The following is a 20,793-nucleotide window of genomic DNA, read 5'->3' as shown; positions in this document are numbered from 1 at the left end:
CATTCGAGGCATTTTTTATGCGCTTTTGCGTACAACCAGTTCAGGTTCAAGCTTGATAAGATTCGGTTGATTCTCTGACTGCGCCCAAATGCCTTCAAGCAAGGTAATCACTTGCTGGGCAATACGATTTACAGGCTGCGCCAATGTGGTGAGCTGATACCCTTCCCACCCCGCCATCGGAATATCATCACACCCCACGATCCTGAGTTGTTCAGAAACCGTGATATTCAACTTTTGCCGGCAACAATCCATTACCCCGAGCGCCAAAGAATCTGCGGCACAAAATAAGCCATCCAACGATTGTAGTTGCTGCTGATGCTGCAACGCCGCTTCAAAACCCGCTTGATAACGATAGCTCCCCGCAGATAAGCACATTGGCTCAGGATAACCCGCTGCCATTAAATAGTTTTTAAAACCTTGATAGCGTTCATTTGATGCTTGCCCATCTCCACGCCCAGCCAGAAACCCCAACCGAGTTAAGCCTAAACTTAATAGATATTTTGCCGCCATTTCTCCGGCTAATTGGTTATCTGTTTGTACTGATGGAACCAATCCCGCAGCATCACTGCGTCCCAGTGTAATTAGCGGTAAAGAGAGTTTTAAACATTGATGAAAATGCTCGACTGGCAGTGACCCCACGACAGCAACCACCCCATCAATTTGATATCCCGATAATTGCAAAATCGCCTCATCAAGGTCGCCCGCCTTTTTCACATTCAACAGCATTGGCTGTTTTCCGTGCCCTTGTAATGCACTGGATAAGGCTTCAAACAAATAGGATTCATACGGATTCGATAAGTCACTGACAAGAATAGCCACGATATTGGAACGTTTTTTCTGATTAGGCGTACTCAGTGTACGAGCAAAAAAATTAGGTTGATAACCCAGCTGCTTCGCGGCGTCTAAAATCTTTTGCTGTTTTTTTGGGTGGATACTCGCACCTTCGGTAAATGCTCGGGATACCGACGAGCGGGAAACGCCTGCCACTTCAGCCACATCCGATGCCGTCACTTTGCGATTTTGCATCATGATAAGCATTCCCCCTGCTGAGCCAACTGAAGAAACGGATATTCGGAAATATGTTCACGCAGGCTATCTCGGTAACGCGGCTCAATATGATAAAGCCGCCATTGGCTATTAGATTTGGGAGATAACTTTTGCAACCGCTGGTGTAGTGATGCCCAAGAGCCATGACTGGGATGAATATCGAGGGTTTCACACTCCAAAAATACCCAATCACTTTGCAACGCCAATTGTTCCCCTTGGGGTGAAATCTCACCATCCCCTGAATAAAACAGACTACGCCCCGAATTCGCCGTCAGGTGCAAACTGCGGTTACTGACCGAATGTTGAGTTAACGCCGTTGTCACTTTCCAATCACCAATAAATTGAATCTCTTCACTATTTTGTTGAATGATCTCAAAACCTAATTGCGCTTTAGGCCAATATGAAAAAGCAAGAAGCGGCGTCAATAGCGCCCATTGTTCCCGCTGAGCAATAATCGTCAGTGGGCGCTTTCGTCGGTACGAATCCATCCAGTTAAGCAAGGAGGTTAGCCCCAAACAGTGATCCGGATGAGTGTGGGTCAAATAGATAGCATCCAATTCTTCCACATGCATTTGTCCAAACAGCGCTTGAGGCACCGTCGGACCACAATCCACCAGCAATTGGTAGTCTGACTCTTCCACCAGAATGCTGGCATTGACGCGTTCGCTATCATAAGCATCCCCGGTTCCCACCACCGTAATTTGAAAACTAGGCTGCATGGTTTGTCCTTGTTTTAGCCATTTCAATCCGTTGTTCTTGCTCATCAAAAAGGTGCAACGTCGAACGCGCTAAGCTTATGGGTAACCTGTCCCCCAATCCATAAATCTGGTCACTCTCCACCACAAAATGCTGCCCCTTTAATAAACCATAGTAAAGTCGTGAATGCCCTAGAGGCTCCACCACCGTGATTGGCATAAAGGCATCTGGGTTTTGGCTATCCACCACCACTTGATTAGGACGAACGCCTATACACTCCGTCCCAGCAGGTAGCGAAATATCGATTGAATCGAACATTTGCGGTGGGAGAAAATTCATCACCGGTGACCCAATAAATGACGCTACAAATTTATTGGCTGGCTTCTGGTACAACGTTTCAGGCGTACCGATTTGCTCAATACGTCCTTGATTTAAGACCACTATACGGTCAGCCAAAGTCATCGCTTCAACTTGGTCGTGAGTCACGTAAATCATGGTGGCTTTCAAGTTTTGATGAAGTTGCTTCAAGTAAATGCGCATTTCGCCACGTAGCTTCGCATCAAGGTTTGACAGCGGTTCATCAAACAAAAATAACTCAGGGTCACGCACAATCGCGCGCCCAATCGCCACCCGTTGACGCTGCCCACCAGACAGCGCCGATGGTAGTCTGTCAAGCAAATGAGTTAATTGTAAATTCTCGGCGGTTTCCCGTACTTTTTGGGTAATTTCTCGCGCACTCATTCCCGCCATCTTCAGCGGAAATCCCATATTCTTTTCCACGCTCATGTGGGGATATAGGGCATAGGATTGGAACACCATCGCCACTTGTCGCAGTGAGGGATGCACATCATTCAACGGTTGACCATTGAGTCTCAATTCCCCCTCAGTGATGGATTCTAGCCCTGCAATCATACGTAGCAACGTGGATTTCCCGCAGCCAGAAGGTCCAACAAACACCACGAATTCGCCATTATCGATGGTTAAATCCACCTGTGGGATCACGCAATGCCCTGCGTAGCTTTTACCAATATTAATCAGTTCAAGTTTTTTCATGATAAGTGCCTACTATTTCAATCCCATCGAGAAACCACGTAATAAATAGCGCTGCATATAGCCCGCCAGCGCCAGCATCGGCAGCGAAGAAACAATCCCTATCGCCATCATTTCTCCCCATGCAGTACCGTCTTCAGTCATAAAATTAGAGATAAATAATGGGATAGTGAATTTGTCTGGCGTATGAATAAATAACAGCGAGAATAAAAACTCATTCCAACCGAGGATCATGGAGAAAATCGCCGTCGCGACTAACCCCGGCGCACAAAGCGGAAAGACAATATAGGCTAAACGGCGCAGTAAGTTCGCCCCATCCATCGCCCCTGCCTCTTCAATCTCTAATGGAATATCGCGAATAAAACCGAGCAGCATCCAGATACAAAACGGCAAGGTATACACCTGATAAGACAAAATCAGCCCAATGCGCGTATTCAGTAACCCAACTTGGTTCATCAAGGAATAGAGCGGAATGGCAATCACAATCGGCGGCATCATTTTAATAATCAATACACCGAGCAAAAACACGTTATCGAGCTTAGCAGGGAAGCGATAACGCACTAAGGCGTAAGCACAAAAGAACGCCAGTACCACCGAAACCGCCGTTGCCCCTACCGAGACTAAAACCGTGTTGCCCACTAAGCGCAGCAAGTCCCCTTCAAATAGCTTTTCAAACGACGATAAGCTCGGTTGGCTTGGTAGTAATTGCGCCCCCGATTGCATAATTTCAGACGGGGATTTAAACGCCGTGCCGAACATCCAAATAATCGGCAGCGTCATGATCAACACTGCCAACCAAACCAACAATGTATGTATTTTGGCTTTCATGATCAGCGTCCTTTCATTACGTTTCGGGCATAAATCAATGTCATCAGCAAGGAAATCGCCAACATCACTAACGCCGCCGCACTCGCCATGCCTAAGTCAAAGAAGCGGAAACCGTATTTATAGACAAACATAGATAATGTCTCGGTTGAATTTCCTGGACCGCCCCCCGTCATCACATACACTTTGTCGAATAACTTAAAGGTATCGATAGAGCGCAATAAAAATGCCAGCATCAGTTGCTTTTTGATCAGCGGAAGCGTGATGTAGACAAAGGATTTCCAGCCTTTTGCACCATCCACCATCGCCGCTTCGCCAATATCTTTAGGAATGGATTGCAAGCCCGCCAAAATGATCAGAAATGCCATTGGCGTCCATTGCCAGGTATCCACTAACGCTATGGAATATAAGGCTAAATCTGGATTGAACAACCACTCTTGGGCGGGTAAACCCACCGCCACCAGCAGGCTATTTAAGAATCCAAAATCATAGTTGTACCAAGAGCGCCAAATCGAGGAGCACACCAGCGTGGAGAGCATCATCGGGTAGATAATGATGGGCAACGCAAATTTTCGCCCAGCAAATTGACGGTTAAACAGCAGTGCTAGCCACAGCCCTAAAAGAACTTGGGCAATGGACGCCACGAGGGTAAACACGAAAGTATTTTTAATCGCAGCCAGAAAGAAAAAGTCATCGAACAATTCCGAGAAATTCGACCAGCCAATAAAGTGATAGCTGTCATCGATATAATCCACTTGCCCAAATGCGTGATACAGCACGGATACGATGGGATACAACGTCAATAACCCCAGCATAATCAACGCTGGGAGGAGTAACCAAAACAACTGTTTACGGTTTTCAAATAACATACTCAGCATTCCATAAAGGCGCTAGAAACTAGCGCCATGAAAAACATCACTATTTTTTTGGGTGCTATTTTTTGGTGCTACGTTCAATGCGTTTTTGCGCTTGTTCCAAAGCTTGATCTCCGGTCATTTGCCCCATCATCGCCATTTGTAAAAAGTCCCCAAGAATACTTTCCACTTCTGCCCAGTTTTGAATGCGTGGGCGTGCTTTACCCGCTTCTAATGCGGCTGCTTGTTGCGGATACCAACGGTATTGACTAACAACTTGCGGGTCTGCGTAGACGCTATGGCGCGTTGGCGGTGTACCAAAGTTTAGTGCTAACGCTTTTTGCATTTCGGCACTGCTAGCAAATGCAAGGAATTGCTCCGCTTCCACTTTGTTTTTCGCATCCGCCGGAATCGCAAGCTGCCAGATACCCAGCATCGGTGATGGCTGTCCTATTTCTGCTGGTGGCGCCATCATTTCCATTTTGCCGACCACATTCGAGACTTTGGCATTATCAAGATCCGGCACCCAAGCTGGCCATACTTCGATTGCCATCGCTGCGGTACCTTTTTGTAATGCATCGCGAACTTCATCTGCGTTAAACACATCCACCCCTTTCGGCGCATATTGCTTCATGGCTAAGAAGGTTTCTAACGCTTGTTTAGCCTGCGGGGTATTCAAGGTCGGTTTTCCGTTACTATCGACAACGTCGCCACCATATCCCCACAGAATGGGTAAAAATCCCGTCACGATTGGGTTGCCTTTTACTCCGCGGTACACCACGCCATTGGCTTTGCCATCTTGGCTAATGGTTTTCGCTGAGTTCAACACATCCGTCCATGTTTTCGGCTGTTGAAGTTTGTACTGATCGAACAGGTCTTTATTCCACGCGAACATTGCCACGTTACCCACCATTGGCAATGCATAGCTCGCACCTTTGCCATCTTGGCGACCGATGTCCACAGTGGATTGAATAAAGTCTTTATCTTGGAGTGAGTCAGGAAGTGGGGATAACCACTTGTTGGCAAGGAATTCAGGTGCCCATGTGTCATCCATTAAAATCACGTCATAGTTACCGGTTTTCTCGCGCATGGAGAGCACGACGCTTTCATACAGCCCTTTACTCGGACGCTTAACTAAGGTGATTTCAGCCTTGGGATTATTTTTTTTATATTCGTCGACAACAAACTGCATCGCATCGCCGTAGCTGCTATCTCGTCCGGCAATAATTAATTCTGAGGCGCTAGCGCCAAGTGTTGAGGCTATCAGAGCGGATGCCAATAATGTGCGCTTAATCATTTGCTTCTCCTAGTGGATGTCTCTTGTTTTTGTATGAATTTTCGGTTGAGTTTTTTTGCACGCGCGTTCAAATTGCCATGGCAGGCTACGGCGAGAAGATGACAACCAAATGAAGGTGAAGTGAAGGTTTTATTCCGAATGATAAAGACGATTGGAATTCAATAGCCGCTTTCTTTAGTATGATGGGCAATTCTTTGCATAACATCCTAACTGAGAGCCGAATGACTCGCACCCAACGCTTACTCACGCTGATCCAGATCCTGAAAGAGAATCGCTATCCAGTCACCGCAGATGCCCTCGCCTGTCAGTTAGAGGTGAGTGTTCGTTCCATTTATCGGGATATCGAATCGCTACGCGACCAAGGAGCTGAAATTACAGGTGAAGCGGGCATTGGTTATCAGTTAAAAAGCGGATTGTTACTGCCACCATTGATGTTCGATGAGAATGAACTAGAAGCGCTAATTTTAGGTTTACGCTGGGTACAAAGTAATGCCGATGAAGAACTCAAAAACTCTGCCCTGCGCACACTCAATAAAATTAATGCTGTGGTGGGTAAAGAGGCACAGATCATCCTAAACAGTAATACGCTATTTGCCCCAACGACCCAACTTAATGAAATTGACGAGCATGTGGCTAAAAATTTACGCCTGAGTTTACGGGAAGAGCGCAAAGCCAAAATCGCGTATGTGGATATTAAAGGACAATCCAGTGAACGAATTATTTGGCCGATTGCGGTGGGTTATATGAAAGATACCCAAGTGTTAGCGGCGTGGTGCGAATTGCGCCAAAACTATCGCCATTTCCGCTTAGATAGAATCCAAGCTTACACCGTCTTGGGTGAGTCGCTGCCCTACCCGAAAGGCTATTTACTCAGCCGTTGGCAGAAAGAAGTTTTGTGTGTCACTCCTGACAATTTCTGACACCGCCTTCGCTTATAGTCAGTGCTCTACTTAATTTAAGGAAAAACCACTATGAGCGAGCTAGTTCTATTTACCAATGCAATGTCCCGCGGCAATACCGTTGATTTACTATTAAAAATGATGGACGTTCCCTATAAGCGCATTGAATTAGCTTATGGTGCAGAGATGCACACCAAGGAATACCTTGCCATTAATCCAATGGCAAAAGTACCTGCTTTAGTTGATGGTGATGTGGTTGTTACTGAGTGCGCGGCGATTTGTCTTTATTTAGCCGATAAGTTTATTGAAAAGGGTTTTGCCCCCGCACTTAATAGCCCTGAGCGTGGTGCTTATTACCGCTGGTTTTTATTCACGGCAGGTCCGATTGAATCTGCGTTTACCGTCCTTGATTTAGGTGTGGAATTAACAGAAGAACAGCAAAAATCGTCAGGCTTTGGTAGCGTTGAACGCACTTTAGCGACGCTAGATGTCTGCCTCGCCAGTGCCAAACCGTATATTTGCGGTGAAACATTAACCGCAGTGGATGTGTATGTGGGCTGCTTTGTGATGTTTTTAATCAAATATTGCGGGTATACCGCAACACCGCCAATGCAAACCTATATGGATAGCCTAGCAACACACCCAGAGATTGCTACGCTGCTAGCGATGTAGTACCTATTATCATCACCGTGAAATGCAAAAAGGCGCAGAATTAACCTGCGCCTTTTTAATTTCTCGCTAAAGAGAGTTAAACGATGCTTAACGCATTGTCACAAACTCTTCGGCGGCAGTCGGGTGGATTGCGACAGTGTTGTCGAAATCTTTCTTGGTTGCGCCCATTTTGAGAGCAACCGCGAAGCCTTGCAGCATTTCATCCATACCAAAACCGATACCGTGGATGCCGACAATTTTCTCTTCTTTACCCACACACACCAGCTTCATGCGACATGGTTGGCGATGAGAAGTGACTGCGGTATACATCGCCGTAAATGAAGATTTATAGCATTTCACTGCATCTGCGCCATATTTTTCAATCGCTTCTGGCTCAGTTAAACCCACTGTACCAATTGGCGGATGGCTGAATACCACCGTTGGCACGTTGGTGTAATCTAAATGCTCGTCAGGCTTGTTATTAAATAAACGCTCAGACAAACGGCGACCCGCAGCAACGGCGACTGGCGTTAACTCTACCGCGCCGGTGTTATCGCCCACTGCGTAAACACCCGCAACATTGGTATTCTGATATTTATCGACTTTAATATAGCCTTTCGCATTTAGCTCAACGCCTGCCGCTTCAATATTCAGGTTATCCGTCATTGGCTCACGACCGATTGCCCAAATCAGCGCATCAACAGTTTGCTCGTGACCATTTTCTAATTTCAGTGTCAGTGAGCCGTCTGCATTTTTGACCACTTCTTTCGGAATGGATTCTGTGTGCAGCGTTGGGCCTTCTGCGTTCATCACTTCCACTAACGTTTCAACAATAAGCGGGTCAAACGCACGCAGTGGAGCATGTTTACGCACAAACAGGTGCGCTTCGCTACCTAAACCATTCAGTACGCCAGCCAGTTCAACGGCAATGTAACCCGCGCCGACAACGGCAACACGTTTAGGCAGTGCTTCCAGTTCAAAGAAACCGTCTGAAGTCATGCCATATTCTGCGCCAGGGATCGCAGGGATCACCGGACGACCACCGGTTGCGATCAGAATATGATCCGCGGTGTAAATCTCGCCATTCACTTCAACAGTATGTGCATCAACAAAACGAGCAAAACCTTTGATCACATCGACTTTGTTATTGCCAAGTACGCGATCGTAAGATTGGTGGATACGATCGATATAAGCAGTACGGCTCTCAATTAATTTCTTCCAGTTGAAATCATTGATAGTGGTATCGAAACCATAGTCTGGACCATAGGCGCGAATAGCTTCAGAAATTTGCGCTGCATGCCACATCACTTTTTTCGGTACACAACCGACGTTAACACAAGTGCCGCCTAACTCTTTAGCTTCAATCAGGGCACACTTTTGTCCGTACATTGCCGCACGGTTCATTGACGCAATACCGCCGCTACCGCCGCCAATTGCAATATAGTCGTAATGTTTGCTCATAACTTGGTGATTCCCATTTGTTGAATTACGAATACGTTAATATTCTCTTATTATGCTATGTAAACATAAACATTTAAGATAGCTATTGCCTGTTACTGCAATAGCGAGAGTCTATTATTACTCAAGTACAATTTACTCAGGTACAATCCACTCAACTAATGTATGCCCAGTGCCTTCTGGCACCAGTGTTTTATGTAACCATGGCAGGACATTTTTCATCTGCTGCTCAAGTTTCCAAGGCGGGTTAATGACAATCATACCGGATGCGGTCATGCCGCGTTGGTCGCTGTCAGGGCGCACCGCTAATTCAATCTGCAGAATTTTACGGATACCCGTTGCTTCTAGCTGGTTCACCATACGTTTGATTTGTTGGCGCAAAACCACTGGATACCAAATCGCATAAGTGCCTGTTGCGAAACGTTTATAACCTTCAACAACGCCTTTTACGACCGCTTCATAGTCTGATTTCATCTCATAAGGTGGATCCATCAGCATAAAACCACGGCGGCTTTGTGGAGGTAATTTCGATTTTAACTGTTGATAGCCATCTTCACGGGCAACTTGTGCACGTTCATCGCGAGAAAATTCAGTACGCAATAATGGATAATCACTTGGATGTAACTCAGTTAAAATCAGTTTATCGTGCTCACGCAGTAAATGTTTCGCTAATAGTGGCGAACCCGGGTAATAGCGTAAGCGACCATTTTCATTTAAACGGCGTACAACTTGCATATAGGGCAGTAATTCCTCAGGTAAATCCGGTTGCTCCCATACTCGTGCAATCCCTTCGAGATATTCCCCTGTTTTTTCTGAATGTTCGCTGGTTAATTGATAACGACCCGCGCCGGAATGGGTATCCAGATACAGAAATGGTTTCTCTTTTTCTTTAAGAGATTCAATGATCAGGCTTTGCACCGTATGTTTGAGAACATCCGCATGGTTGCCTGCGTGAAAGCTATGACGATAACTTAACATGTCGCGTTTATTTCCTGAGGAATTCAGCAGTCACTTTTGTGAATGCTGTTAATAGAATCTGTACAGAAGGTCTGTTGAATGAAAAATAGACCAAATAATTTCTTTCGCGCCATTATAGCTAAAATTTGATGGGATTGTCATAGTGACAAAACATGACAAAATTGCACATGACCTTTCCTTAGCAAAAAGTTATCCTAAGCAAAATTAAAAACCACAACAGGGGAAACCAATGAAACGAGTATTTATAATATCTTCCATTTTAGCGTTATTTTTAGTGAATAATTCTGCAATGGCAGGTAATTCATCCCAAGGATGTGAAATCAAAAAGCAGAAAATTGAAACTCAGCTCAAATATGCCAAAGCACACGGTAATACCTACCGCGTAAATGGCTTAGAGCGCGCACTCGAGAACGTTAACCGCTACTGTACCTCTGATTCGCTGTATCGCGATAGCCAGGAGAAAATTGCCGAAAAACAGAAAAAAGTCGCTGAGCGTGAAGCTGAATTGCAAGAATCCATTCAAAAAGGTGATCCTGAAAAAATCGCTAAACATAAGCGCAAGGTTGCCGAAGCAAAGGCTGAGCTTAAAGAAGCTCAAGAGCTCTCAGACATCTACAAAGATACCCTTTAATAAAAAATTAAATTTAATCAAATAGTTAATTTTTATTCTTTATCTCACCCTATGCCTAATTTTGGATAAATAAAGGCATGGGGTGAAATTATCAACAAACTTAGGCTATAGTATAAAAGAATATAGAATGGTGAATTATAAGAATATTTTGATTAAGCAGTGAAAAGGGGAACGCATGTCAAACATGCAAGATGAGCAACAAAAAGAGACCAACAAATTAAAATCCACTCTAAACAAAAGCCTAGATGGCAGTAAAAAAGCCCTAACGTTCTCAATGAGAGTGGTCGATTTTGTTTGTGCAATTCCATTTATTGCGCATTTAATCCGCACTGCCCAACGTTTTACCGATAGAATGGGTAACCAGTTTGGTGCCGCAATTACCTATTTCTCGTTTTTATCCCTGATCCCTGTACTGATGTTTAGCTTCGCTGCGGCGGGTTTTGTGTTAGCCAGCAATCCTGAATTACTTGAGAAGCTCATTCGTGGCATTTCTGCCAACATTACTGATCCCACACTCGCAAATACCCTTGAACAAACCATTGATACGGCTATCCGCCAGCGTACCACCGTGGGGTTAACTGGTTTAGCACTAGCGGTCTATTCTGGCGTTAACTGGGTAAATAACTTGCGCTTAGCGATTTTAGCGCAATCTCGCACCATTTGGGAACGAAACGAATCAGAACAAGAAAATATCATTTTCCGCTATGTTCGGGACTTTTTCGCGCTAATAGGCTTGCTAATCGCGTTAATTGTCACCATTACACTGACCTCCGTAGCAGGCTCTGCGCAAGCGACCATTGTCAGTACACTTGGCCTAGACAGCATCGAGTGGCTTAAGCCCGTTTGGACACTGATTGGCTTAGCAATTTCCATTACCGCCAACTTCTTATTATTTTTGTGGATTTTCTGGATTTTACCACGCATGCAGCACCGTCGCCGCTCACTGCTGAAAGGCACCTTGCTCGCCGCGATTGGATTTGAAATCATCAAATCTATCATGACATGGATTTTACCAACCTTAGCCTCTTCACCATCGGGGGCAGCTTTTGGTTCAGTATTGGGGTTAATGGCATTTTTCTATTTCTTTGCCCGACTCACACTCTTTTGCGCTGCGTGGATTGCCACGGATGAGCCGAAGGGGGGTGCACAAGACGTTCTCACTTCCTAATACTAATCATAGGGGAATGACGGATTCATCATTCCCCTCACGCATTTATTCCATTTATTTGCTTATTCCATCTCTTTAATGAGCGTCGCCATTAAATCTTTTGTGCTCATTTCACGGACTTTTGCCACATTTTGTCCCGCCCAATGGGCGGCAAATTCATCACTGCCGGAATGAGTTGCCGCGGCATTCAGCTGCTTACCCACATCATAAGCGATGGGATAATCCGGCAATTTACTTTCATCATACTGCTGCCCCGCTTGCATAAACTGGTTGAAAATACCTCGGGCAGGCCGCCCTGAAATAGCGGCTGTTAAATAAGTATTATCCGTTGTTTGGCTTTTCAGTTTACGACGATATCCTTCATTTGCCGCAGATTCTGGGCATAACAGAAAGGCGGTTCCTAATTGTGCGGCAGAAGCACCATGAGCAAGGGCTTGCTTGATATCCGCACCATCCATGATCCCCCCTGTCGCAATAATCGGTAATTGCGTGTGTTTAGCAAGTAGCGCAACCAGCTGATTTGTTGTCAGTTCTTCATCTTTTAATTGCACATCAAACATGCCACGATGACCACCAGCTTCTATTCCTTGCGCCACAATTGCATCAATGCCCGCTTGTTCAATTAATTGGGCTTCATGTAAGTTTGTTGCCGTCGCCATCGTAAAAATACCTTTTTCTTTCAAAGCATTGATAACTTCACGAGACGGCACATTGAAGTGGAAACTCACGACTGCGGGCTTCATTTCTAAAAATAGTTCCAACATGGCTGGGTTATCTAAAAATGAGAGATAAATTTCATCCAATTGCTCTGGGGCTTGATGGTTAAACTGCTGAAATTTAGGCTGTAAATGTGCCAACCAAGCCTGTTCGTTCTGGCTATTGCGTTGTGGTGTCGTATGGCAAAACACATTCACATTAAATGGTTTGTTTGTTAGTGCTTGAGTGGCTGCAATCATTGACCTAGCTTGATCTACCGAGCTGGCACCCAGTGCTAAGGAGCCCAATCCGCCCGCCTCACAAACAGCGGCCACCAACGCAGGTGTTGAAACCACCGCCATAGGTGCTTGAATAATAGGATAACGTAGGTTTAGGCGATGCAGTAATACATTGGAGTGGCTCATACTTTCCTTACCTTTTTATGCTTACGCGATAGATGAATAGCATGTTAATAAATTGCATATAATATGTATCTTTATCATTCTATCCCAATATTTACTCAATGAACCTAACTGTTTTTCGGAATGTGATAACAGCCGCATTTCTCATTACTATCATAAAATTAGCAAACTAAACGCATTTTAAGCGTGTATGTTATAGCAACAAACTGCCTAAGATACAGTGAACTCACGCCTAAGGAATCCGACAATGCAAATCTCTCAATTGGAAAATCTATCTTGTGGTGTCGTCGTTTATTACCATAATCAGCCACAAAACTGCGTTGGCACATTCTGTGCGCGAGGTAGCGATCTTGCGGGGAAACGATTAACTGTCGATACGCCTTTGCGCATTGCGAGTAACACTAAACCCTTTACTGCAGCGGCGATTTTACGCTTGGCTGAGATGGGCAAGCTGTTTGTAGATGACAGTATTTCTCATTATATTTCACCAAAATACAATCAATTACTCTCACCAAAATACGACACCGATGCGATTACGATCCGTCACCTACTCAACCACAGTAGTGGGCTATTGGATCATGCCAACGAGGAATACCTCAAAGACGTTTTAAAACGTCCTGATTATCAATGGACACGTTCAGAGCAAATTGAGCTATATATTCAGCAAGATCACCCCTTTTTCCGCCCCTCCGAAGCTTTTATCTATTCTGATACGGGCTATATTCTGCTTGGGAATATTATTGAACGAATGACGGGACAAGCACTGGGAGAAGCCGTCCGAGAACTCTTGAAGTTTAATGAAATTGGCTTGCAGACCGCCTACTGGGAAACATTTGAACTCCCTGCTACAACGGAACCTCGTGCAAAACAGTACCTCGGAAAACTCGATTGCTCCGACATGGATCCTTCAATGGATGTGTATGGCGGTGGTGGCTTAGTGATGTCCTCGAAACAAATGGCGCAGTTCTTTGAAGCGCTATTTAGCGGTAAGATTTTTACCAAATCGGAAACCCTAGACACCATGTTAAGTGCAGGCTCCCATGAAGGGGCGCAAGGCTATCGGCAAGGGATCATGGTCAGCGAGGTCAACGGCATGACACTCTATTCCCATTTAGGCTTTTGGGGTTCCGTTGCGTACTACTCACCGGCAACTCAAACCAGCGCTGCGGGGTTTGTGGATAATCGAGATTCACGGAACGAACTGATTAACGCGATTGAAGCATTGTTGACGTCTAAATAAAGCGCCATCAACACAAAAAAATAACCCTCATCAGTGAGGGCTATTTTTATTCAGTTGATCACTAACGGGTCAATGGTGCTGGAATCGGTAACGCTGGTGCAGGCCCGCCCTCTTGAGGCTCTGCGACTGCTGGAGATTCTGGCGCCGGCTCCACAACCGCAGGTAATTTAGGCCATAACACTTGCGTGAATTTCTGGCGAATTTGCTCTGCATCCATGGTCTGTTTTTCTTTCGGCTGTGCTAAGACAATCGCCGCTTCTTGAGACAGTAAACGACGCGCTTCCATATTTACTTGTTCAAGATTTTGAGTTCCTAAGAACGCTTGTCTGAGTAATTGATACTGCTCAGGTGCGATATCCACGACGCCATTTTGTTGTGAAATCAAACGCTGGCTAATTAACACATCGGTACTGGTACGCGCATATGCCGCAAACAGTTGTGATAATTGAACTTGCTTCTCTTTCATCATGTCATTGAACAGCTCTGGGTCAATACCATTTTGTTTGATTGCCGCCAGCTCATTCAACGCCACGTCTGCCACTGCTGCCATTTTTTCTGGTGGTGCAGAAATCGCTAACGTACAGCTCGCTTTTTGATACTGAACACGACAATCTAAGCCCGGCGTCACACCCTCTTCCGCAAACTTTTGTTTAAAGGACTTCTGTAATGAGCGGTAAATGGCTTCTCGAGCGAGGTCACTTCCCCAATAACGCAGCAACACGTTGGAATCTTTGATTGGCAACCAATCGATATCCCAAATTAGCGAAAGGGTATCTTGCGTTGATTTGTCTTGAAGGATATCAATTGCCTGAGGCTTCACTGACGATAAAACAGCAACTGAAACAGGCTCAGAACGCTTACCTTCTAACGATGAAAACGCTTGAGTGATACTGTCAGATAACATGCGAGAATCCACATGCCCCGCGACATATAATGTCATGACATCAGGTGTGTACCATTTTTGATAGAACGAATTCACACTGGCTAAATCGACTTTACCGTTTGGCTTCTGCCCTGGATCATAACCTAGCATCGCCGACCCATTGAGACGAGCACGCCAAACAGGGTCGTTGGCATTGACTGGTAAGGTAGCCACTGGAATATTGGGAACAGTTAACCCACTCTGTAATGAATTCTCAGTATATTGCGCCCCAGCCACAGACGTTGCCAACCAACTTAATGCTTGTTTCACCAAATCAGGGCGGTTGTTAGGCAGACTTAAACTATAAATTGTGTAGTCGTAAGAAACGACGGCTGGAGGTAACGGCATATCAGGGTCGGTTGCCTGACGCCAAAAATTTTGCAATGTAGCAGCAGGAAAAGCTTCAGATTGATGGAATAGCGCCATTCGAGGGATCAGATAACTGTACCCTTTTTCACTGGCTTTTTCAGATAACGAACCTGTTTTAATGGCTAACCGAAGTTGGATTCGATCATTTGGACGCTGTGGTGTTTGTAATAACTGCCAATTAAAGCCATTCTCGAGCTTTCCTTGCTGCCATGCTGGATCGGGTTGTAAAGGTTCAGCACTAGCAAAACCAGTGACTGATAAAAGTACCACGCCGATGATATATCGCACTTTCAAACCCTGCATGTAGACCCCTATGTTCTTTATATCCTTGTATTTAACCGTAAACAGCAACAGAAAAATTAACGAAAAACGCTAATTGACTCGGTTAAGCGATATAGTTTGGCTTCATCAAAAATTTGATTATCACTATACCCGAAAAAAACATCGCTGCATGTTATTGAGATAATTGGGCGGCGCTCAATACGCTAAGTCGCTAAGTTGATCACTAAAATGCATGTTAAACATCACCATTTATTTGCTGATATTTCGCATTTTGGATACGACAGATAGTGAGTAAGTCGCCCAAATCTTGCTGCTAACAATATGATAGGTATGTGTAATGATATTAGACCACAAACCTTATAACATGTTCATGGCTTAATCTGAATTTTGTTGTTTTATTTGACGATTATAACCTTTCGCCAATAACCCTATCTCATCATCTTGATGATATTGAGAAACTTCCAAATGGTCGACGTACTGATTTGCTTGCAACTCCCCCGCCATTTTACGCAGTGGGCGTACAATCATGCGGCTCACACACCACGTCATCGCAATGGAGATAATCAGCGCTAGCAGCAAATACGTTGTCGTTAGCAACGCAAAGGTGTTGAGTGCAAAACGGTAAACCCGGTTAGAATCCACTTGTAACGTCAAATAACCTTGAGGTTTCGCTTGTGGCGCTACCGTACCATAGGCATACAATGGAACAGTCATCTCAACCGGAATACCAATAAGCGGTAAAGACCATTCTGGGATCGGTTTCGGCGTGGCAAAGCTTAAATTCATTACCGTCGCATTATCCACCGTAACAATGGCTTTTCCCATAATCCCCGAGGTTTTCAGGCTCACAAGTAGCCTTTTGGCTTCGTTTAAATCAGAGCTAAGTAGTGAGTCCGTCAATGGTTTTTGGACTTGAACTACGGCATTGCTCAGTTGATTTAAATAATCTTGTTTGCGCTGTTCTAAGAGGTAAGTAAATTGAATGGACAAAAAAAGTGCAAGAAAAAGCAACGTAATCACAAAGAATACGACCATGCTCTTAAACGTGAGTGAACGTTGGACACGAGTGTTCATTTCCCACAACCTTCCTAATCAAGCTGCTTTTTAAAGAAAAAAATCGGACAAACAGTATACTTGATTTTCTGTATAAAGGTGCAGCTTTAAAAAAGAAAGATCACTTATTTAAGATAAGCTCCAAATTAACCGCTAAAGTGAGTAGATACAGCATAAAGAAACGGCAGAAAGTTTGCTTTTCTGCCGTTTAAAGTAATTAATTTGCGACTATTACCTGCTTTTCGTCTTCATCAACGGCAAAACAAGCGACTAACTGCTCACGGTAATTTTTCAATGCAGGCTGAGATTGCGTGCAAGGACCAAAAGCGCGTCGACAACGTGCTGCAAACGCACACCCCGGAGGCGGATTCATTGGGCTCGGTAATTCTCCCGTTAATTTGATGCGCTCACGGCGTTGGTCAGGGTTCAAACGTGGCGTCGCAGAAAGTAGCGCTTGAGTGTATGGATGCTGAGGATTGTTAAAAATCTGCTCTTTAGTCCCCTTTTCCACACAACGCCCCAAATACATCACCATCACTTCATCCGCGATATGCTCTACCACCGATAAATCGTGGGAGATGAACACATAGGAAAGCCCCAATTCTTGCTGTAAATCCATCATCAGGTTCAATACCTGAGCACGTACGGACACATCCAACGCCGATACTGGCTCATCCGCCACAACCACATCAGGGTCTAACATCAACCCACGAGCGATAGCGATACGTTGACGTTGCCCACCAGAAAACATGTGCGGATAACGGCTATAATGCTCTGTTTTCAAACCCACTTTTGCCATCATGGATAACACTTTTTCTTTACGCTGCTCTTTCGATAGCGAAGTGTTAATCAATAAAGGCTCTTCCAAAATTTGCCCGACTTTTTTACGCGGGTTCAGCGAACCATATGGGTTTTGGAAGACAATTTGGATTTTTTGGCGACGTAGTTTCTCTGCTGCTTTATCAGCAATCAGTAAGTTTTGGTCACGATAATACAGCTCACCGTCCGATGGTTGCTCAATCATTGTTAATAAGCGCCCAAGTGTGGATTTTCCACAACCTGACTCCCCAACCACCGCCAATGTTTTCCCTTTTTCTAACTCAAAAGAGACACCATCAAGCGCTTTGAGTGTTTTCTCCTTCGAGAAGACCCCGCCTTTCACGGAATAGTATTTTTTCAAGTCCACCGCTTTTAATAACGGCATTCCTTTAGCTTGTTGCTCACTCATAGCGTTGGTCTCCCCATATCATCCAGTGGCATGTGACATTTCACCTGACGGTCACCAATGGTTTGTAACGCAGGCTCCTCTTGGCGACAACGATCCGTTGCATACGGGCAACGCGGGTTGAGTAAGCATCCTTCAGGGCGGTCATATTTACCGGGTACAACACCCGGCAAAGAAGCTAAACGCGATTTGTTGCTAGCAAACTCAGGCAATGCGCGCAGCAATGCTTGGGTATAGGGGTGTCTCGGATGTTTAAAAATATCCTTCGCTTTCGCAGACTCGACCACTTGCCCTGCATACATCACGATAATATGGTGTGCGGCTTCTGACACTAACGCTAAGTCATGGGTAATCAGTACTAGCGCCATATTTTCTTGTTGTTGTAATTCCAACAATAATTCAATGATTTGTGCTTGAATGGTCACATCAAGCGCCGTAGTGGGTTCATCGGCGATCAACAACTTTGGACGACAAGCAATCGCCATCGCAATCATAATTCGCTGACTCATCCCGCCAGATAACTGGTGAGGATATACATCAAGGCGTGACTGCGGATCAGGAATTCCCACCATGTTTAGCAGGTCAATGGCCCGCTGTTTACGGGTGCTTCTATTGCCCCCTTGGTGTACTTTTAACGCTTCCATGATCTGATAACCGACCGTAAAGCATGGGTTCAAACTGGTCATCGGATCTTGGAAAATCATTGCCACATCTGCGCCGACAATTTGGCGACGCTCTTTTTCAGGAATCGACAATAAATCGCGTCCATCAAACTGCAACGATTTCGCCATCACTTTGCCGGGGTAATCAATTAACCCCATAATCGCCAGTGAACTAACTGATTTACCGGAACCTGATTCGCCTACGATCCCCACCACTTGCCCTTTCTCAACTTGGTAGCTGATGCGGTCAACGGCGCGAAACGGTGTCCCTTCGTCACCAAAGTGAACGGAGAGTTCTTCTACATTTAACAATGCCATTAGATTACCTCATCACTGCTTGAGTTTTGGATCAAAGGCGTCACGTAAACCATCACCCATCAGGTTAAACGCTAATACCGTTAATAAAATTGCTAATCCTGGGAACGTTACGACCCACCATGCGCTTTGTGCAAACTGCAACACATCAGACAACATAGTTCCCCATTCTGGTGTTGGTGGCTGTGCCCCCATTCCCAGAAAACCCAGTGCAGCCATATCTAAGATGGCGTTCGAGAAGCCTAAAGATGCCTGTACAATCAATGGTGCCAGACAGTTAGGTAAAATATTGACGAACATTTGACGCAACGCCCCTGCTCCCGCCACTCTCGAGGCAGTCACATAGTCACGATTCACTTCCACGAGAACCGCGGCTCGCGTCAAACGAATATAGTGCGGTAATGCCACAAAGGTTAACGCTATCGAGGCATTGACAATCGAAGGTCCGAAAATTGCCACCAAGACCAATGCGAGTAATAAACTTGGCAGAGCCAACATAATGTCGACGATACGCATAATCAGCGCATCCACTACGCCGCCAAAATAGCCCGCAATCACCCCAATAGTGACCCCCATAATTAGGGATAACACCACCACGAGACAGCCCACTAATAACGAAAGCCTTGCTCCGTACATTAGGCGAGATAATAAATCGCGCCCGACATCATCCGTACCAAGAATAAACTCCCATGAGCCACCTTCTTCCCAGACTGGCGGCGTCAGTAACGCCTGACGGAATTGCTCATCAGGAGCATGAGGCGCTAATACACCCGCAAGGATAGCAATTAATACCATCAAGATGATGTAGAACATACCAACAACAGCGCCTTTGTTGCGCTTAAAGTAATGCCAGAATTCTTGTAAGGGTGTCATCGGCTTCGGGGCGCTGACAGCTTTCGACTCAGTTGTTTGAGACATGTTTGCGCTCCTTATTTCTTATGACGAATACGTGGGTTAACAATGCCATACAGCACATCAACCACTAAGTTAACGAAGATAATCAACGTTGCGACAAGTAAGACGCCACCTTGAACCACTGGGTAATCTCGACGTTGTAATCCTTCAATTAACCAACGACCTAATCCCGGCCATGAAAAAATAGTTTCCGTCAAAATTGCACCGGCGAGCATCACACCGACCTGCAAACCAATGACCGTGACAACCGGCAGTAATGCGTTACGCAGGGCGTGAATTAAAATCACGCGAGCACGGCTAACACCTTTGGCTCTCGCCGTACGAATATAGTCTTCCCCTAATACTTCCAGCATCGCCGAGCGAGTCATACGCACAATCACAGCCAGTGGAATGGTTCCGAGTACAATGGATGGCAAAATTAAGTGCTCCACTGCATCTTTGAAGTCTCCCGCTTCCCCCCAAATTAGGGTATCAATCAGCATAAAGCCCGTGAGCGGATTCGAGTCATCAAGGAAAACTGTGTCGCTTACCCTTCCCGCAACAGGAGTGAGATCCCACTGAACAGAGACCAGCATGATCAACATGATCCCCCACCAGAAGATCGGCATAGAGTAGCCTGTTAATGAAACCCCGATCGCAGTGTGATCGAAAATCGAACCACGTTTAACTGCCGCTAAAACCCCGACAGGGATCCCAACAGAAACCGCAAAAATCATGGCGCAAGTGGCTAGTTCTACGGTGGCTAAAAAGCGAGGTAAAAATTCTTCCCAAACGCCAATGCGGCTTTTTAAGGAGATCCCTAAATCACCATGCATTATGCCGTTCAGGTAATGGAGGTATTGTTTCCAAAGTGGCTGGTCAAGTCCTAATTCAGCCATTAAGTATGCGTGTCTTTCTGGAGATAATCCGCGTTCACCCGCCATAATCATGACTGGGTCGCCTGGGATCATGTGAACGAAAGCAAAAGTAAGTAGCGTGATACCGATAAAGGTGGGGATCACGAGCCCGAATCGTCGGAGGATAAATTGCAGCATATCCTGAGTCTCTTTAATAATGCCGTCGACGGCTCTTAGTCCGCTTGGCTGGTCAGAAAAACAACGTTTTCATCTGCTCACAAATAACTAAATTTATCTGCATC

The 20,793-nt window shown here is 45.4% G+C and carries 20 protein-coding genes; 5 read left to right on the top strand and 15 right to left on the bottom strand.

The genetic code is table 11. From position 1 onward, the window contains the following. Positions 1-15: 15 nt before the first annotated feature. From ACIH2S_RS01575 to ACIH2S_RS01550, 6 genes are all read right to left on the bottom strand, one after another. Positions 16-1,029 (bottom strand): LacI family DNA-binding transcriptional regulator, encoded by a 1,014-nt coding sequence (locus tag ACIH2S_RS01575; RefSeq protein ID WP_036948654.1) that lies wholly within the window; start codon positions 1,027-1,029, stop codon positions 16-18. Then, the gene (locus ACIH2S_RS01570) at positions 1,026-1,766 is read right to left on the bottom strand and encodes an MBL fold metallo-hydrolase (protein ID WP_430247979.1); all 741 of its coding nucleotides are present in this window, start codon (positions 1,764-1,766) and stop codon (positions 1,026-1,028) included. The genes ACIH2S_RS01575 and ACIH2S_RS01570 overlap by 4 nt, the downstream gene beginning before the upstream one ends. After that, entirely contained in the window at positions 1,756-2,796 is a 1,041-nt protein-coding gene (locus tag ACIH2S_RS01565) for an ABC transporter ATP-binding protein (protein ID WP_430247978.1), read from the bottom strand. Before ACIH2S_RS01565 ends, ACIH2S_RS01570 begins: the two co-directional genes overlap by 11 nt. A 12-nt stretch (positions 2,797-2,808) precedes the next feature. Continuing rightward, on the bottom strand, positions 2,809-3,621 hold the full coding sequence (locus tag ACIH2S_RS01560; RefSeq protein WP_108478746.1) for a carbohydrate ABC transporter permease: 813 nt from the start codon (positions 3,619-3,621) through the stop codon (positions 2,809-2,811). 2 nt (positions 3,622-3,623) lie between these two features. Further along, positions 3,624-4,487, bottom strand: a complete 864-nt coding sequence (locus ACIH2S_RS01555; RefSeq protein ID WP_036948646.1) for a carbohydrate ABC transporter permease — start codon at positions 4,485-4,487, stop codon at positions 3,624-3,626. Between the two features lie 64 nt (positions 4,488-4,551). Beyond that, on the bottom strand, positions 4,552-5,769 hold the full coding sequence (locus ACIH2S_RS01550; RefSeq protein WP_108478744.1) for an ABC transporter substrate-binding protein: 1,218 nt from the start codon (positions 5,767-5,769) through the stop codon (positions 4,552-4,554). Positions 5,770-5,990: 221 nt separating this feature from the next. Here ACIH2S_RS01550 and ACIH2S_RS01545 point away from each other — a divergent pair, with 221 nt between their 5' ends. Together ACIH2S_RS01545 and ACIH2S_RS01540 are read left to right on the top strand one after the other, a co-directional pair. Continuing rightward, positions 5,991-6,689 (top strand): helix-turn-helix transcriptional regulator, encoded by a 699-nt coding sequence (locus ACIH2S_RS01545; RefSeq protein ID WP_430247976.1) that lies wholly within the window; start codon positions 5,991-5,993, stop codon positions 6,687-6,689. A gap of 51 nt (positions 6,690-6,740) precedes the next feature. Beyond that, on the top strand, positions 6,741-7,340 hold the full coding sequence (locus ACIH2S_RS01540) for a glutathione S-transferase family protein (protein WP_036948643.1): 600 nt from the start codon (positions 6,741-6,743) through the stop codon (positions 7,338-7,340). 87 nt (positions 7,341-7,427) lie between these two features. Here ACIH2S_RS01540 and gorA read toward each other — a convergent pair whose 3' ends face one another. Both gorA and ACIH2S_RS01530 read right to left on the bottom strand, forming a co-directional pair. Next, positions 7,428-8,780: a glutathione-disulfide reductase gene (gene gorA / locus ACIH2S_RS01535; protein ID WP_108478741.1), complete on the bottom strand. Its 1,353-nt coding sequence runs from the start codon at positions 8,778-8,780 to the stop codon at positions 7,428-7,430. A 132-nt stretch (positions 8,781-8,912) separates the two neighbouring features. Further along, complete coding sequence (locus ACIH2S_RS01530) at positions 8,913-9,755, bottom strand: 23S rRNA (adenine(2030)-N(6))-methyltransferase RlmJ (RefSeq protein ID WP_036948638.1); 843 nt, start codon at positions 9,753-9,755, stop codon at positions 8,913-8,915. A 229-nt stretch (positions 9,756-9,984) separates the two neighbouring features. Between ACIH2S_RS01530 and ACIH2S_RS01525 the strand changes: the two genes are divergently transcribed. Next, positions 9,985-10,386, top strand: a complete 402-nt coding sequence (locus ACIH2S_RS01525; protein WP_272535439.1) for a DUF1090 domain-containing protein — start codon at positions 9,985-9,987, stop codon at positions 10,384-10,386. Positions 10,387-10,561: 175 nt separating this feature from the next. Further along, entirely contained in the window at positions 10,562-11,554 is a 993-nt protein-coding gene (gene yhjD / locus ACIH2S_RS01520; protein ID WP_272535437.1) for an inner membrane protein YhjD, read from the top strand. A 62-nt stretch (positions 11,555-11,616) separates the two neighbouring features. Here the strand turns inward: yhjD and ACIH2S_RS01515 are convergent, their stop codons facing one another. Next, the gene (locus tag ACIH2S_RS01515) at positions 11,617-12,675 is read right to left on the bottom strand and encodes an NAD(P)H-dependent flavin oxidoreductase (RefSeq protein WP_036948633.1); all 1,059 of its coding nucleotides are present in this window, start codon (positions 12,673-12,675) and stop codon (positions 11,617-11,619) included. A gap of 244 nt (positions 12,676-12,919) precedes the next feature. Here ACIH2S_RS01515 and ACIH2S_RS01510 point away from each other — a divergent pair, with 244 nt between their 5' ends. Then, positions 12,920-13,912: a serine hydrolase domain-containing protein gene (locus tag ACIH2S_RS01510; protein WP_349488140.1), complete on the top strand. Its 993-nt coding sequence runs from the start codon at positions 12,920-12,922 to the stop codon at positions 13,910-13,912. A gap of 61 nt (positions 13,913-13,973) precedes the next feature. Here the strand turns inward: ACIH2S_RS01510 and ACIH2S_RS01505 are convergent, their stop codons facing one another. The 6 genes from ACIH2S_RS01505 to dppB form a co-directional block, all read right to left on the bottom strand. Beyond that, a complete protein-coding gene (locus ACIH2S_RS01505) occupies positions 13,974-15,506 on the bottom strand; it encodes a M16 family metallopeptidase (protein WP_108478737.1) in 1,533 nt (510 codons plus the stop codon). A 354-nt stretch (positions 15,507-15,860) separates the two neighbouring features. After that, positions 15,861-16,559, bottom strand: a complete 699-nt coding sequence (locus tag ACIH2S_RS01500; protein ID WP_036948625.1) for a HAMP domain-containing protein — start codon at positions 16,557-16,559, stop codon at positions 15,861-15,863. A gap of 196 nt (positions 16,560-16,755) precedes the next feature. Further along, positions 16,756-17,766 carry a dipeptide ABC transporter ATP-binding subunit DppF gene (gene dppF, locus ACIH2S_RS01495; protein ID WP_036948621.1) on the bottom strand — a complete coding sequence of 337 codons (1,011 nt, stop codon included), beginning with the start codon at positions 17,764-17,766 and terminating at the stop codon, positions 16,756-16,758. Beyond that, complete coding sequence (dppD, locus tag ACIH2S_RS01490; RefSeq protein ID WP_036948618.1) at positions 17,763-18,743, bottom strand: dipeptide ABC transporter ATP-binding protein; 981 nt, start codon at positions 18,741-18,743, stop codon at positions 17,763-17,765. Before dppD ends, dppF begins: the two co-directional genes overlap by 4 nt. A gap of 12 nt (positions 18,744-18,755) precedes the next feature. Further along, a complete protein-coding gene (gene dppC, locus ACIH2S_RS01485; RefSeq protein WP_108478736.1) occupies positions 18,756-19,658 on the bottom strand; it encodes a dipeptide ABC transporter permease DppC in 903 nt (300 codons plus the stop codon). Between the two features lie 11 nt (positions 19,659-19,669). Further along, complete coding sequence (gene dppB, locus ACIH2S_RS01480; protein ID WP_036948611.1) at positions 19,670-20,689, bottom strand: dipeptide ABC transporter permease DppB; 1,020 nt, start codon at positions 20,687-20,689, stop codon at positions 19,670-19,672. Positions 20,690-20,793 lie beyond the last annotated feature (104 nt).

Origin of the sequence: Providencia lanzhouensis (assembly GCF_050469745.1) — a bacterium.
In the GTDB taxonomy this organism is placed as follows: domain Bacteria; phylum Pseudomonadota; class Gammaproteobacteria; order Enterobacterales; family Enterobacteriaceae; genus Providencia; species Providencia lanzhouensis.
Note: the sequence above shows the minus strand (reverse complement) of the source record. Positions and strands in the feature narration are given on the sequence as shown.